Raw genomic sequence first — 15,134 nt, 5'->3', positions numbered from 1 at the left:
CGGTTGCGAAGGAATGAGGGGTTGCGGAATGAAAGAGCTCGTCGGCATTGCGGAACAGGTCGCAGCCAAACTGATCGCGCGCAAACAGACCATTGCTGTCGCGGAATCTTCGACCGGCGGCTTAATCGCGGCCAGCCTGCTCGCGGTGCCCGGCGCGTCCGCCTATTTCCTCGGCGGCGCGGTCGTCTACACCCGCGATGCCCGGCGCGTGCTGATGGATATTTCGGACGAAGGCATGAAGGGCTTTCGCTCCTCGTCGGAGCCCTATGCGCAACTGCTGGCGGAGCAGATGCGAACGCGCTTTGGCAGCGACTGGGGCCTGTCCGAGACCGGCGCAGCCGGCCCCACCGGCAACCGCTACGGCGACGCCGCCGGACATAGCTGCATGGCGGTGAGCGGACCTGTGGCGGAGGTCATGACGCTGGAGACCGGCAACAACGACCGGCTCGGCAACATGCAAATGTTCGCGGCGACGGCGCTGAAACTGTTGTTGAGGAAATTGGAGCAGTGAGCTGCTTCTCGAATGAGTAAGAATAGTCTCGCCGCAAATACCGCTGTCATGCCCCGCGGAAGCGGGGCATCCAGTACGCCGCGGCCCATCGATTTAATCACAACTGTCTCGGAGTACTGGATCGCCCGCCTGCGCGGGCGATGACACCGGAGTATGTGGCATCACCGCCCCAAATGCCTCATGAAGATCCGCACCACATATCCCTGGAATCGCGGTGCTTCGTCGTAGAGATCTGACGCGATCCGCTCGATGGTCTCGCGCAACGACAAGAACTGCGCCTGCCGCGCGCTGCTTTCGGTGCCCTGCATGCCCGCGAGCTCGTCCATCGCGGCGTCGCTGATCTGGCACTGCACGACCTCGTCGCCGCTCAGCATGGTAAAGCGAAAGGCCAGCCGTTCGAGGTCATGGCCGATGATCTTGTCGCGCGTCAGCGGCATCCAATTGTCCCGTTCGCGCCCCCGAACGGGACAATGCTGAAAATCTGACGCCTTGTCACTATCCTCGCCGAAGGACGTGGCGGTCATCCGACGCCCATCAGCAGCGGCTCGACGAACCAGCTGCTCTCCAGCTTCAGTAGACGAGCGCCGTGCCGGTCGGCCTGTCGAGCGCCGCGGCCAGCGACCGATACTCCTCGCAACCGGTCCCGCAGATGGAGGCAATCCGGCTCAAATGATAGAGCGCCTGCTCGCGATTGCCCCGCTCGAGCTGCCACAGCCCGTAATATTGCCACGTCAGCACGTGGTTCGGATCGGCCTTCAATGCGCGCTCATACCAGACCTGCGATTGCTCGTAGTCGCCGAGCTTGCGATAGGAATAGCCGATGAGGTTGGCGACGTTCGGATGGTCGTCATGGCCGAGCGACTTCAATTGCGCGATCGCGGCCGCGTAGTCGTTGCGCTCGTAGATCGTGTCATAGGCCACGCGGTAGCCGGCCGCGAATGCGGGATCGCCGATGCTGGACTGATTGTTCGGCTTCTTGCCTTTCTGGGTTGCCTTGGCGCCCGGGCGCTTCGGATAGGTCGGCTGCAACCTCTGATCCGAATAAGCACCGGCGTACGGATCCGTGGAACTGGCGCCGCCCCCGCCTCCGCCACCGCCGCCTCCGCCCGCGGCAAATGCCGGCGAGCACAATAGGGCTGCCGCGAACGTACCCAACACGACGCGCCTGATCATCGCTGCGCTCATGTCTGCCTCCTGTGTTTCAAGCGGCCCCGGACCAATTGATAACTCTGCCTCGGCGGCAATATTCCGGGACGCTGCGCTCACGGAGGCGTCAGCATGCGTACGACAGTTCCAATGTCCTTTACTGGAAGGCCACCTCGGCAAAGCTGCGCAGCTTTCGCGAATGCAGCCGCTCCGATTCCTGCTGCTTGAGCCGCTCCAGCGCCTTCAGGCCGATCTCGAGATGCTGGCCGACGCGGCGGCGGTAGAATTCGCTGGCCATGCCCGCGAGCTTGATCTCGCCGTGCAGCGGCTTGTCGGAGACGCAAAGCAGCGTGCCGTAGGGAACGCGGAAGCGATAGCCGTTGGCGGCGATCGCGGCCGATTCCATATCGAGCGCGACCGCGCGCGACTGCGACATGCGTCGGATCACCTCGGGCCCGGAGATCTCCCAATTGCGGTTGTCGACGCTTGCCACCGTCCCCGTGCGCATCAGGCGCTTGAGCTCGAAACCTTCGAGGCCGGTAACGTCCTCAACCGCCTCTTCCAGCGCGACCTGCATCTCGGCCAACGCGGGGATCGGGACCCACAATGGCAGCTCGCGATCGAGCACATGGTCCTCGCGCACATAGCCGTGCGCGAGCACGTAATCGCCGAGCCGCTGCGTGTTGCGCAGGCCCGCGCAATGGCCGAGCATCAGCCAGGCATGCGGGCGCAGCACCGCGACATGGTCGGTGACGTTGCGTGCGTTGGACGGACCAGTGCCGATGTTGATCAGCGTGATGCCGCGGTAGTCCGGCATGACCAAGTGGAAGGCCGGCATCTGCGGCATGCGCGCGGGCGCAACGCCACCGGTTGCGCCGCCGCTGCGCGCGATGACATTTCCCGGCGCGACAAAGGCTTCAAGGCCGGCCTCACTCGACTGGAGCCGCTGCTGACAGAGCTGCGCGAAGGCGTCGACATAGAACTGGTAGTTGGTGAAAATGACAAAATTCTGGAAATGTTCGGGGTCGGTGCCGGTGTAGTGATAGAGCCGGCGCAGCGAGTAATCGACGCGGGCAGCACGGAACAGCGACAGCGGCTCGGGCGCGCCGGGCCGTAGCTCGAAGGTGCCGTCGGCAATCGAATCGTCCATGGTGGCGAGATCGGGCACGTCGAAGGCGTCGCGCAGCGATCGCGCGACAGGGGAATTCTCGCTCGTGGTGATCGCAGCTTCGATGTTGATGTCGCGGCGATAGGCGAAGTGGATCGGGATCGGCTCGGCGGACTCGCCGATCTCGACGGGCACGCCGTGATTCTGGATCAGGAGGCCGATCTGCTCGATAAGGTACCTCCGGAACAAATCCGGCCGCGTCACGCTGGTTTCATGCACGCCGGGCCCGGCGACGAAGCCGTAGGCGAGACGCGAATCCAGCCGCGCATGCGTCGCGGTGGTGAGGCGGACGAAGGGATAATAGGCGCGCACCCGCGTCGTGATCGCTTCGCCGCCGACATAGGCCTCGAACCGGTCGCGCAGGAACTTGGTGTTGCGCTCATAGATCTCTTCGAGCCGCGCGACGGCGAGGGAGGCGTCGGAGAAGGATTCGGTGGCGATGGAGGATGGGGATTGCATTGTTCGACCGCCGGGTTGCTGGGGCTTTGAGTCGAACTATAGCAAAGAAGGCGGTGCCGTAGGGTGGGCAAAGCGACTTGTCCGCCGTAGCTCGAAGAGCGAAGGCGGAAGCGTGCCCACCAACTTGTTCGTGGGAAAGATGGTGGGCACGGCGCGTTGCGCCTTTGCCCACCCTACGAGACCGCGTGTGCCGCACGAGATCCCGGATGCGCGCTAAGCGCGCTCCGGGATGACGCGCTTTCGCGCGTCACTTCTCCCGGAACGCCCGCATCAGCTGGTCGTGCAGCGGCTTCATCAGATAGGACAGCATGGTGCGGTCGCCGGTCTGGACGAAGGCTTCCACCGGCATGCCCGGGATCATCTTGACCTCGCCGAGACGGGCGATCTCCTCGGCCGGCATCGAGACGCGGATGGTGTAGTAGCTCTGGCCGGTGCGCTGGTCGGTGGTGACGTCGGGCGAGACACGGCTGACGAGGCCGTTGAGCTCCGGCGTGGTGCGTTGATTGAAGGCGGAGAGGCGCAGCAGCGTCTTCTGGCCGATCTGGAGCTTGTCGATGTCGACCGGATTGACCTTGGCCTCGACCTGGAGATCGTCGGCTTGCGGCACGATCAGCATGAGCGCGTCGCCGGCGGTGATGACGCCGCCGACCGTGTGCACCGTGGATTGCAGCACCATGCCGTCCTGCGGCGCGCGGATGTCGATGCGGCGAAGCTGGTCTTCGGCGGCGACCTTGCGCTCGATCAGCTCGCCGATCTTGTCGTTGGTCTCGCGCAGATCCTTGGAGACCTCGCTCACAACGTCCTTGTCGACCTGGATGATCTGCAGCTCGGTCTCGGTGATCTTGCCCTTGGCCTGGGCGCGCGAAGCGATGTATTGCGCGCGTTCGCCGTTGAGACGGGCCGAGTCGCGTTCGAGCTGGGTCAGGCGCGATATCTGCACCAGACGCTTGTCGTAGAGCTCGCGCACGCCGGTGAGCTCGTTCTGCACCAGCGCGATCTCCTGATCCTTGGCCTTCTCCTGGGCGCTGAGGCCCGCGATCTCCTCGTTGAGCTGCGTGATCCGCTCGCGAAGCTGGGCCTTCTGTCCGGTGCGGCCATTGACACGGACGTCGAACAGCTTGGTTTCGGCGGAGAGCAGCAGCTTGACGTCGGGATCGCTGGCCCGCTCGAGCAGGGATGGCGGAAATTCGATCCTGTCGACCCCGCGCTGCTCCGCCTGCAAGCGCGCGGCACGTGCCTGCGCGGCGTCGAGATTCTTGGTGACGATGGCAAGGTTGGCCTTGGTGACGGTGTCGTCGAGCCGCACCACGATGTCGCCGGCCTTGACCAGGTCGCCGTCGCGGGCGCGCACCTCGCCGACCACGCCGCCGGTCGGATGCTGCACCTTCTTGACGTTGGATTCGACCACGATCTGGCCCGGCGCGATCAGCGCACCCGAGATCAGCACGGTCGAGGCCCAGCCGCCGAGACCGACGACAAGGACCAGCACGATCACGAAGCCGAGGATCAGGTGAAACTTGATGGATTCGCGTACGGTCTTGTTCGCGGCCGGCTTCGGGCCGCCGATGGCCATCGTGCTCATGGCTTGGCAACTCCGCCTTCGCTGACGATCTTGATCGGGGCCGGCGGCGTCACACGCGGCTGCAGAACCTGGGCGAGCACCTGCTCCTTGGGTCCGAACGCCTGCATGCGGCCGTCGCGCAGTACCAGGACCTGGTCGACCGCCTCGACGCCGATCGGGCGGTGCGCGACCACGACGACGATGGCGCCGCGCTCGCGGGCGGCGCGGACGGCGCGGGTCAACGCCTCGTCGCCTTCGGTGTCGAGGTTGGAGTTGGGCTCGTCGAGCACGATCAGGAAGGGGTTGCCATAGAGTGCGCGCGCCAGCGCCACGCGCTGCGCCTGGCCGGCGGAAAGCGCCGTGCCCTGCTCGCCGACTTGCGTGTTGTAGCCCTCGCGCATCTTGATGATCATCTCGTGCACGCCGGCCTCTTTCGCCGCCGCGATGATGCCCTCGGATGTCGCCTCGGGATCGAACCGGCTGATGTTCTGGGCGATGGTGCCGCCGAACAATTCGACGTCCTGCGGCAGATAGCCGATGTGCCGGCCGAGCATGTCGGACGACCATTGATCGAGCGCCGCGCCGTCGAGCCGCACCTTGCCGCGCACCGGCTGCCAGACCCCGACCAGCGCGCGGATCAGCGACGACTTGCCGGAGCCGCTCGGACCGATCACGCCGAGGCCGTTGCCCGCGGCGAGCGCGAAGGTGATGTCCTGCACGATGAGGCGCTGGTCGCCGGGCGGCACCATGGCGACGCCTTCGACCGAGAGCCGGCTCGTGGGCGCCTGCAGCTGGGTCGGCATCGTCTGTGCCGGCATCTGCTCCAGCAGGCGCGTGAGGCGGTGCCAGCTCTGGCGCGCCGCGACGAAGGATTTCCAGTGCGCAATGGCGAGATCGACCGGCGCGAGCGCGCGGGCGGACAGGATCGAGCCGGCGATGATGATGCCGGCGGTCGCCTCCTGGTGGATGACGAGATAGGCGCCGACCGCCAGCACGGCCGATTGCAGCATCATGCGCAGCACCTTTGCGACCGCGCCGAGACCACCGGCGACGTCGCTCGCGCGCTGATTGCCGGCGAGGTATTTTTCGTTGGCCTCGCTCCAGCGCTGGTTCATCCGGCCGGCCATGCCCATCGCCACCATGACTTCGGCGTTGCGGCGGCTGGCCTGGGCGAGATCGTTGCGCTGGGCGGCAAGCCCCATCGCCTCGCGCGCCGGCTGGCGGGACATGAACTCGGTGACCAGCGTCAGCCCGACCAGGATGATGGCGCCGGCCAGGGCGGTGACGCCGATCATGACGTGGAAGGCGAAGCAGATGGCGAGATAGAGCGGCAGCCAGGGCAGGTCGAAGAACGCGCTCGGGCCCATGCCGCCGAGGAAGGAGCGGACGTTGTCGAGATCGCGCAGCGGCTGGAGGCCTTCGTTGCGGCTGCCGACCAGCAGCGGCAGGCGCACGATGGTGTCGAACACGCGCTTGTTGAGGGCTTCATCGAGCGCGGTGCCGATCCGCCCCAGGATCCGGTTGCGGATCATGTCGAGCACACCCTGCGCCATGTAGAGGAAGCTGGCGAGGATGATCAGGCCGACCAGGGTCGGGACGCTGCGGCTCGGCAGCACCCGGTCGTACACCTCCAGCATGAAGATCGACCCGGTCAAATAGAGCAGGTTGATCATGCAGCTCATCAAGCCGACGCCGACGAACGCCGTGCGACAAGCGCGCAAGGCGTCACCGAGTTCTGAACGGCGGACGCCAGGACCGGCTGCCATCAGTCTGATCTCTTTCAGGTGGGGGCCAAGGCCCCTGATTTCACGGGCAATTCAGGATACTCGCCCCGGATTAACATCATGTTCGCGCTGCGTCCAACGCAGCCGGGTTCATCCAAAATCCTGATAGCCCACATCTACCCCTGATGGCCCCGCACGCAAGTCCGGTAATTCACAGTCTTTGCGGCTTTTTGGTGCAGTGGCCGCCGCCGCCTCCCCGGTCCTGGAGAGGCGGCTAGTTCCGATCGATCGAACCGGGCGGTTGCTAGAACCGGCCGCCGCCCCGCACCAGCCGCACCACCAGCAGCAGGATGACCGCGCCGATGGCGGAATAGACGATCTCCGAGACCAGGCCTGTGCCGAGGCGAATGCCGAGCTTCGGAAACAGGAAGCTCGCCACCAGCGCGCCGGCGATGCCGACCACGATGTCGCCGATGATCCCGAACCCCGTTCCGCGCACCACCTTGCCGGCGAGCCAGCCGGCCACCAGGCCGACGAACAGGATGACGAGCAGGCCTTCGTTGGAAATGTACATAAGTCTGGTCCCTCTCCATGAACGGCCGCATGGAACGGGAACCGGGATGAATGGGGTGTGAATGCTACCCGCTTCACCCGCTCCGGCAAAAAGTCGGAAACAACCCCATGCAAAGTAGAACGGCTCTTGCCTGCGGTCCCCGGTGAACTGTGACAACCAGGTGTTGCCGTGGAGGAATTTCAAAGGAAGGAGCGCTGCTGCAGCGCCGTTCGAATATTATGACAGCGCCGCCGCCTGCTCCGCCAGCACACATCGCGCCGCCCGGCCCGGCCCGACCGGCACGTTGGCAGGCAATTGCTCCAGGCAACGGGGCTGCGCCACGGCGCAGCGCGGAGCGAAGGAGCAGTTGTGGGGTTTCTCGGCCAGCGAGGGCGGCGTGCCGGGGATGGTTTCGAGCCGGGCGCCACGCTTGGCGCCGTGAATCGTCGAGGCGAGCAGGCCCTTGGCATAGGGATGCACCGGGCTGCGGACGATGTCGCGAAGCGTGCCCTGCTCCACGATCTGGCCGGCATACATCACCGCGACACGGTCGCAGATCTCGATGGCGACGCCGATATCGTGGGTGACGAAGATGACGGACATGCCGAACTCGCGCTGCAGTTCGCGCAGCAACAGCAGTATCTGGATCTGCACGGTGGCATCGAGCGCGGTGGTCGGCTCGTCCGCGAGCAGGATTTTTGGCCGGCAGGCGAGCGCCAGCGCGATCATGGCACGCTGACGCATGCCGCCGGACATCTCGTGCGGATAGGCGTCGAGCCGGCGTTTTGCGGAGGGAATGCGCACGACCTCGAGCATTTCGAGCGCGCGGGCCCTGCCCTCAGCGTAGCTTTTGCCCTCGTGGCGCACGACGCTTTCGGCGATCTGCGCACCGATGGTGTAGACCGGATCCAGCGCCAATGCCGGCTCCTGGAAGATCATCGACACGGTCTGGCCGCGGAAGGACGACAGCTCCTCGTCGTTCATGGCGAGCACGTCGCGGCCCATGACGTTGACGGCGCCGGAAATCTGCGTGCGCTTCTTCGGCAACAGCCGCATCAGCGCACGCAGTGTCACGCTCTTGCCCGAACCGGACTCGCCGAGCAGGCCCAATACCTCACTGTTACCCAGCGAGAGACTGAGATCGTTCACGGCATAAACCGTACGCTCCCCGGTGAAACGGATGTTGAGGCCTGAAATCTCGACGAGCTTTGTCATGACGGCAGTTTCGGCAATCGATCGTGATAGTCGGTGACGCGCTGGAAGGCGGCGCCGATGGTGAGCAAGGTCGCTTCGTCGAAGGAGCGGCCGATCAGCTGCATGCCGACCGGCAGGCCGCTCTTCGTGAAGCCTGAGGGCACGGTAAGCGACGGCAGGCCGAGGAAGTTGACCGGGCGGGTGAACAGCGTCAGCCGCTGCACCATGGCCGGTGCGTTCGGCCCGCCGCCGACATCGCTCTCTTCGATCGTCGGCGCCGGCACTGGCGACGCCGGTGCGATCACCGCATCGACGCCTGCAGTGGCCGCATGGTGCGCAGCGAGCGCGGGGCCGCGCCAGCGCATTGCCTCGAGATAGGTGATGGCGGGAACCGCGAGACCGTTCTGCAGCCGCATCAAGACCTGCGGGCCATAATCCTGCGGACGCTCGATCATCCAGCGCTTGTGGAATGCCGCAGCTTCGGCGGCGAGCACGAGCTGGCTCGCCGAGGACAATTGGCGCTGGTCCGGCAGCTCAACCGTGACGATGTCGGCGCCCTCGCGCTTGAGCACGGCGATGGTCTCGTCGAGCACGCGCGCGACCTCGCTGTCGAGATCGTCGACATAGAACGAGCTGGGCACGCCGATCTTCAGGCCCTTCAGCGAGCCCTTGGTCGCGCCGACATAGTCCGACAGCGGCTCGTGGCTGCAGGTGGAGTCCGCAGGGTCCGCGCCGGCCATCAGCGCCAGCAGCAGCGCACAATCCTCGGCGGTGCGGGCAAGCGGGCCGACGGTGTCGAGCGACTGCGATAGCGGCATCGCGCCGGCCCGGCTGACGCGGCCGACCGTGGTCTTCAATCCCGTGACGCCGCAGAAATGCGCGGGCATGCGGATCGAGCCGCCGGTGTCGGAGCCGAGCGCCGCATAGGTCAGCCGCGCGGCCACCGCCGAGCCGGAGCCCGACGACGAGCCGCCGGTGATGTGCGCGACGTTCCAGGGATTGCGCACCGGACCGTAATGGGCGTTATGCCCGGTCGGGCCATAGGCGAATTCGGCCAGATGCAGCGTGCCGAGGCGGACCTGGCCGGCGTCCTTCAACCGCTGCAACGCCGTGGAGGTCACGGTCGGCACGAAATCGCGGCGGATCAGCGAGCCGCAGGTCGCGACGTGGCCGGCATCGTAATACATGTCCTTGTGCGCGAGCGGCACGCCATGCAGGGGACCACGGACATTGCCCTTGGCGAGCTCGGAATCGGCGGCCTCCGCCGCTTTCAATGCAGCCTCGGCCTCGATCGACATGAAGGCGTTGAGATGCGGCTGCCACTGCGCGACGCGCTGCAGCAGCGCGCGCGTCACCTCTTGCGAGGACAGCTGCTTCATCGCGATCGCGCGCGCGACCTCGGTGAGCGTCATCAATGCAGGCTCAGCGCTCATTTCGACACCTTCTGCGTCTGCGCAATCGGATAGAGCGCGGGCTCGAGGTCGAACGGCAGCGTGCCGGCAATGGCTGCGAAGCCTTCGAAGGCAGGCCCGATGGAATTGGAGATACGCGTCGCGATCTCGTCGTCCACGGGGACGCCGGCGATTTGCGCGATGGGTTTGATCTCTTTCGGTGTCGGTCTCGTCATGCGGTCTTCTCCCTGGGCGCGCGGCTATGGCCTGAACCCGGAATCGCCATGTAGCACGCGGCCTCGTGGCCCATATTATCGAGCGCGGTGAGCTTTGGTGTCGCATTTGCGCAGAGCGGCTCCGCAAACGGGCAACGGGTGTGGAAGCGGCAGCCCGGGGGCGGGTCGATCGGATTGGGCGGATCGCCGGTGATCGGCGGCTGCTCGGTGCGCCGGTCGGGGTCGGACGACGGCATCGCCGCAAGGAGCGCGCGCGTGTAGGGATGTGCAGGACTGTCCCAGACCTGGTCGACCGGGCCGAGCTCGACGACTTCGCCGAGATACATCACCAGCACGCGGTCACTGATATAGCGCACGACGTTGAGGTCGTGGCTGATGAAGAGATAGGTGAGGCCGAACTCGCGCTTGAGGTCGGCGAGCAGGTTGAGCACCTGCGCCTCGACGGATTTGTCGAGCGCGGAGACCGCTTCGTCCAAAATCACAAGTCGCGGCGACAGCGCCAGCGCGCGTGCGATATTCACGCGCTGGCGCTGGCCGCCGGAGATCTCGTGCGGATAGCGGTTGGCGAAGTTCTCCGGGCGCAAGCCCACCTTGCCGAGCAGCTCGCGCGCCAATGCGCGTGCCGCGCCATCGGCCATGCCGTGCACCTTCGGGCCGAAGGCGATCGATTCCTCGATCGTCAGGCGCGGGTTGAGAGAAGCGTAGGAGTCCTGGAACACCATCTGCATGCCGCGGCGCAATTCACGCAGCGACAGCGACTGACCGACGGTCATGCCGTCATAGATGATGTCGCCGGTGTCGCGCGGCATCAGATGCATCAGCAGGCGCGCGGTGGTGGACTTGCCGCAGCCGGATTCACCGACGATGCCGACGGTCTCGCCCTTGGCAACGGCGAAGGAGACGTTGTCAACGGCGCGCACGGTGCGTTTGGCGGCGAACAGGCCGCCACGTACAGGGAAGTGCTTGGTCAGCCCGTTGACCTGCAGCAGCGGCTGCGCGACGCCGCCGCGGTCTTCGACCGGCTCCAACATTTCGACGGATGTGTTGGTTTCGCTCATGGCCTAGTTCCTGATGTCCATGGCGCTGCGCAGGCCGTCCGAGAGCAGGTTGAAGCAGATCGAGACCGCGAAGATCATCGCGCCCGGCAATGCGGCGACCCAGGGATTGACGTAGATCGCGGTGCGTAATGTGTTGAGCATCAGGCCCCATTCCGGCTCCGGCGGTTTTGTGCCGAGACCGAGGAAGGAGAGACCGGCGGCGAGGATCATCGAGACCGAGATCAGGCTCGTCGCATAGACGAAGATCGCGCCGAGCACGTTGCCGAGGATGTGCACGCGCATGATGGTGATGGGTCCGGCGCCCGAGGCACGCGCGGCCTCGACGAAGTCCATGTTGCGCACGCCTGTGGTGACGCTTTCGGCGACGCGGGTGATTTGCGGCACGAACACGACCGTCAACGACACGATGGAATTGAGGATGCCGGCCCCCAGCGCGCCGGAGATCGCGATCGCCAGCAGCACCGAAGGAAAGGCGTAGAACACGTCGATCGTGCGCATGATCGCGGTGTTGAGCCTGCCGCCGACATAGCCGGCGACGAGGCCCAGCGAGGTGCCGATGCAGAAGGCGAGGATCACGGGCAGGATCCCGATGACCAGAGACAGCCGCCCGCCATAGATCAGCCGCGCCAGCATGTCGCGGCCGAGCTCGTCGGTGCCGAGCGGGTAGCCAACGGTGCCGATGTGGCGCAGGCGGCGGATCATGGAGCCCTTGTAGGGATCTTCCAGACCCAGCCAGGGCGCGAGGATCGCGGACAGGAAGATCAACAGCAGCACCAGCGCGCAGGCCATGCTGACCTTGTCGCGGCGGATGCGGCGGCCGACGGTCGCCCAATAACCCCGCGCCTTGGTCGCGGGCGCGGCCTGCAGCGCGGCATCGGCGGTGGCGGACAACGGAAGCTCGCTCATTGGCTGGCTCCCAGTCGTTGGTACGATCGATGCGAGCCAAGGAGGTGGTGCACCTCTCCCGATTGCGGGAGAGGTCGGCGCTCCGGGCGATGCGAAGCATCGTCCCGCGCGCCGGGTGAGGGTTCTCTCCTCTTGGGGGTCCTCGATTGCGGAGACACCCCCACCCCGCCCCTCCCCCGCAAGCGGGACAGGGGGAGCACCTTTTGCGTGGCGACAGCTGAACTCATTATCAGCCCCGCTTGATGCGCGGATCGATCGCGGCCTGCGCGATGTCGACCATGAGATTGAGGAAGACGAAGAACAGCGCCAGGATCAGGATCGTGCCCTGCAGCAGCGGCAGATCGCGCTGGAAGATCGCCGAGTTGAGCAGGAAGCCCGAGCCCGGCCAGGAGAACACGGTCTCGATCAGAATCGAGCCGCCGAGCATGTAACCCAATTGCAGCCCCATTACCGCGAGCGCGGTGGGCGCGGCGTTCTTGATGACGTGGCGGAACACGCCGCGCTCATGCAGCCCCTTGGCGCGCAAGGCCTCGACGAAATCCTGGCTCAGGATGTCGCCGGTCAGCGCCCGCACCGTGCGGGTGACGATACCCATGGGAATCACCGATGTCGTGATCGCCGGCAGCACGAGGTATTGCAGGTGTGCCCAGTCCCAGGCCCAGGTGGCGGAGCCGCCGGGCCCGGCGCCGACCGCGGGCAGCCAGTTCAGCTGCACCGAGAAGATGATGACCATCACCATGCCGAGCCAGTAGTGCGGCACGGAGACGCCCGCAATGGCAAAGGACGTCGCGACCTTGTCGATCCAGGTCTCGCGGAAGTAGCCGGCGATCAGGCCGAGCAGGATGCCCATGGTGAAGCCGATGATGGCGGCGGCAATCGCCAGCGTGACGGTATTGCTGACGGCGCGCATGACTTCGGCGAGCACCGGGCGCCCCGTCGCGATGGAATTGCCGAGATCGCCGTGCAGCGCGCGCATCAGCCACAAGCCGAACTGCACCGGCAGCGGCCGATCAAAACCATAGGCGGCACGGAGCTGCGCCGCGAGCTCCTGCGAGGCATCGGCCGGCAGCACCGCGACCAGCGGATCACCCGGCGTGATGTGCACGAGCAGAAAACACACCAGCGCGACGCTGATGACGATCGGAACGACGTAGACGATGCGTCTGGCGATATAGGCGAGCACGTTTGGTTCTTTCTTCCTTCTCCCCTTGTGGAAGAAGGTGGCATAGGCCGCCTCCGGCGGCCGTTTTTAAGTCGACGCCGAAGCGAAGCTTCGGCTCCGGCGCCGGATGAGGGGTTCTACCCGCGGATACAGCGTTATCGGATGAGGGAAAGGGCCACTCGCGGAGAGAGACCCCTCACCCGGCTTCGCTGTCGCGAAGCCACCCTTTCCCACCAGGGGAGAGGGTGCACTGTTCGTGTGGTGCGAACTACTTCATCGACACCAGCGAGAAGTCGATGAACCAGCTCTTCGGCTGCACGACGCCGGTCACCTTCGGGCTCATCGCGCGGGGGCCGACGTCGTGGGCGACGTACAGGAAGGCGGCATCGTCGACGGAGGCCGCGTGCAGCTCGGCGAGCGCGGCGTCACGCGCGGCGGGATCGAAGGTCTGGCGCGCCTTCTTCACCAGCTCGTCGAACTTGGGATTGTTGATGAAACCCCAATTGTTCGAGACCGGCGGCGCCATGCCCGATTGCAGGAAGCGCACCAGCGCGAAGAACGGATCCATCGCCGCATAGGTCACGTTGGTCGCGTGCGAACCGTTGGCCGACGGATCCTTGGCGCCGCGGCGCCAGTTGGTGAACAGCGTGTTCCATTCGATGACGTCGAGCTGCACATCGAAGTAGCATTCGGCAAGGGCCTGCTGGAGATACTCGTTCATCGGCAAGGGCTGCATCTGGCCCGAACCCGAGGCGGAGGTCTGCGTCTTCACCGTCAGCTTCTTGTTGGGGCCGAAGCCGGCCTCCTGCATCAGCTTTTGCGCAGCCGCCTTGTCATACTTGATCTCGAAGCTCGGCTTGCCGCGCCAGGGATGGCCGGGCTCGAAGGTGCCGGTCGCCGGCACCATCAGGCCGGCGAGCAGGCCGTCCTTGAGGCCTTCGCGATCGACGCAAAGGTTGGCGGCCTTGCGCACGCGGATGTCGTTCCAGGGCGACCCCTCGACGCGGGAGAACTGCCACGGCCAGACATGCGGCTGCTCGTTGGCGTAGAGCTTGAAGCCGCGCTGCTTCAGTTCGGGCAGAGCGTCCGGAGCCGGCGCCTCGACCCAGTCGACCTGCCCGGAGAGCAGCGCCGCGGTGCGTGCGTTGGCCTCCGGCATCGGCAACAGCACCATCTTGTCGACCTTGGGCACGCGCGCCTTGTCCCAATAGCTCGCGTTCTTCACGAGCTCGAGCCGCTCGCGCGGCGTGAAGCTCGCCATTTTCCACGGGCCGGTGCCTGCGGCGTCCTTGGCGAAGGCCGTCCACGCCGCCTGCGATTTGGCCTTGGCGTCGGCGCCTTCGGCCTTGTCGTAGAAATGCTGCCACTTCGCCGGGCTCGCCATGAACAAATTGGTGAGGTTGATCGGCAGGAAGCTGTCGGGCTCCTTGGTGGTGAGCTCGACCGTCATGTCGTCGATCTTCTTCGCAGAAGCCAGCGTGGGCATGCGCGAGGCCGTGACGCCGACCTGGCTGGCGTCGAACTGCGGCGCGTCCTGCTTCAACACCTTCTCGACGTTCCACACCACGGCATCCGCATTGAACGGGGAGCCATCATGGAAGGTCACGCCGGGGCGCAGCTTGAACACCCACTTGGTCTTGTCGGCATCGTCGACCTTCCACTCGGTGGCAAGGCCGGGAATCACCACGCTCGCCTTCTCGGCGGAGGACAGGTCCCAGCCGGTCAGCGCGTCGTACATGGTGAGGCCGGTGAAGCGGTTGCCTTCGAAACCCTGATCCGGCTGGCCAAGTGTGCGCGGAATATCGGCAGCGGTCATGCCGATGCGCAGCACGGTTTCGGCACTGGCCTCGCGCGGCCATGCGGCCGCCGTCGTTAGAGCGAGCACCGCGATCAATGCCGCGCGCGTGTTCTTCTTCTTAGTAAGCATCGCCTCAATCCTTTTCCGGCTTCGATGACTATTTTTGATGCAATCGTATGCAATGGCTATGCCAAAGAGAAACTTATTCTGCGATTTGGCCCTGCGACGACAAGTCCTTGTAGCCCGCAGGCGGGTGCACGCGCCGCG

General features: G+C 65.6%; 14 protein-coding genes. 1 reads left to right on the top strand and 13 read right to left on the bottom strand.

The features are described from left to right. Positions 1 to 28 precede the first annotated feature (28 nt). Positions 29 to 511 (top strand): CinA family protein, encoded by a 483-nt coding sequence (locus A3AS_RS0130910; RefSeq protein WP_018321368.1) that lies wholly within the window; start codon positions 29 to 31, stop codon positions 509 to 511. A gap of 161 nt (positions 512 to 672) precedes the next feature. Here the strand turns inward: A3AS_RS0130910 and A3AS_RS0130905 are convergent, their stop codons facing one another. From A3AS_RS0130905 to A3AS_RS0130845, 13 genes are all read right to left on the bottom strand, one after another. Further along, on the bottom strand, positions 673 to 948 hold the full coding sequence (locus A3AS_RS0130905) for a DUF1488 family protein (protein ID WP_020508771.1): 276 nt from the start codon (positions 946 to 948) through the stop codon (positions 673 to 675). Between the two features lie 133 nt (positions 949 to 1,081). Continuing rightward, the gene (locus A3AS_RS0130900) at positions 1,082 to 1,696 is read right to left on the bottom strand and encodes a lipopolysaccharide assembly protein LapB (RefSeq protein WP_018321366.1); all 615 of its coding nucleotides are present in this window, start codon (positions 1,694 to 1,696) and stop codon (positions 1,082 to 1,084) included. Between the two features lie 118 nt (positions 1,697 to 1,814). Then, positions 1,815 to 3,284 carry an AMP nucleosidase gene (locus A3AS_RS0130895; RefSeq protein WP_018321365.1) on the bottom strand — a complete coding sequence of 490 codons (1,470 nt, stop codon included), beginning with the start codon at positions 3,282 to 3,284 and terminating at the stop codon, positions 1,815 to 1,817. Positions 3,285 to 3,531: 247 nt separating this feature from the next. Next, a complete protein-coding gene (locus tag A3AS_RS0130890; protein ID WP_018321364.1) occupies positions 3,532 to 4,866 on the bottom strand; it encodes an HlyD family type I secretion periplasmic adaptor subunit in 1,335 nt (444 codons plus the stop codon). Then, a complete protein-coding gene (locus A3AS_RS0130885) occupies positions 4,863 to 6,611 on the bottom strand; it encodes a type I secretion system permease/ATPase (RefSeq protein ID WP_018321363.1) in 1,749 nt (582 codons plus the stop codon). Before A3AS_RS0130885 ends, A3AS_RS0130890 begins: the two co-directional genes overlap by 4 nt. A gap of 262 nt (positions 6,612 to 6,873) precedes the next feature. Then, the gene (locus A3AS_RS0130880; RefSeq protein ID WP_018321362.1) at positions 6,874 to 7,143 is read right to left on the bottom strand and encodes a GlsB/YeaQ/YmgE family stress response membrane protein; all 270 of its coding nucleotides are present in this window, start codon (positions 7,141 to 7,143) and stop codon (positions 6,874 to 6,876) included. 216 nt (positions 7,144 to 7,359) lie between these two features. Then, positions 7,360 to 8,337: an ABC transporter ATP-binding protein gene (locus A3AS_RS0130875; protein WP_018321361.1), complete on the bottom strand. Its 978-nt coding sequence runs from the start codon at positions 8,335 to 8,337 to the stop codon at positions 7,360 to 7,362. Continuing rightward, complete coding sequence (locus tag A3AS_RS0130870; protein ID WP_018321360.1) at positions 8,334 to 9,749, bottom strand: Asp-tRNA(Asn)/Glu-tRNA(Gln) amidotransferase GatCAB subunit A; 1,416 nt, start codon at positions 9,747 to 9,749, stop codon at positions 8,334 to 8,336. Before A3AS_RS0130870 ends, A3AS_RS0130875 begins: the two co-directional genes overlap by 4 nt. After that, positions 9,746 to 9,943: a hypothetical protein gene (locus A3AS_RS0130865; RefSeq protein WP_018321359.1), complete on the bottom strand. Its 198-nt coding sequence runs from the start codon at positions 9,941 to 9,943 to the stop codon at positions 9,746 to 9,748. The genes A3AS_RS0130870 and A3AS_RS0130865 overlap by 4 nt, the downstream gene beginning before the upstream one ends. Next, positions 9,940 to 11,001 carry an ABC transporter ATP-binding protein gene (locus tag A3AS_RS0130860; protein ID WP_018321358.1) on the bottom strand — a complete coding sequence of 354 codons (1,062 nt, stop codon included), beginning with the start codon at positions 10,999 to 11,001 and terminating at the stop codon, positions 9,940 to 9,942. Before A3AS_RS0130860 ends, A3AS_RS0130865 begins: the two co-directional genes overlap by 4 nt. A 3-nt stretch (positions 11,002 to 11,004) precedes the next feature. Continuing rightward, complete coding sequence (locus tag A3AS_RS0130855) at positions 11,005 to 11,907, bottom strand: ABC transporter permease (protein WP_018321357.1); 903 nt, start codon at positions 11,905 to 11,907, stop codon at positions 11,005 to 11,007. A gap of 229 nt (positions 11,908 to 12,136) precedes the next feature. Then, positions 12,137 to 13,090: an ABC transporter permease gene (locus A3AS_RS0130850; RefSeq protein WP_018321356.1), complete on the bottom strand. Its 954-nt coding sequence runs from the start codon at positions 13,088 to 13,090 to the stop codon at positions 12,137 to 12,139. Between the two features lie 247 nt (positions 13,091 to 13,337). Continuing rightward, positions 13,338 to 14,996, bottom strand: coding sequence for an ABC transporter substrate-binding protein (locus A3AS_RS0130845; RefSeq protein WP_018321355.1), 1,659 nt, complete (start codon positions 14,994 to 14,996; stop codon positions 13,338 to 13,340). Positions 14,997 to 15,134: the final 138 nt, after the last annotated feature.

Source organism: Bradyrhizobium sp. WSM2793, assembly GCF_000379585.1.
Classification (GTDB): domain Bacteria; phylum Pseudomonadota; class Alphaproteobacteria; order Rhizobiales; family Xanthobacteraceae; genus Bradyrhizobium.
Note: the sequence above shows the minus strand (reverse complement) of the source record. Positions and strands in the feature narration are given on the sequence as shown.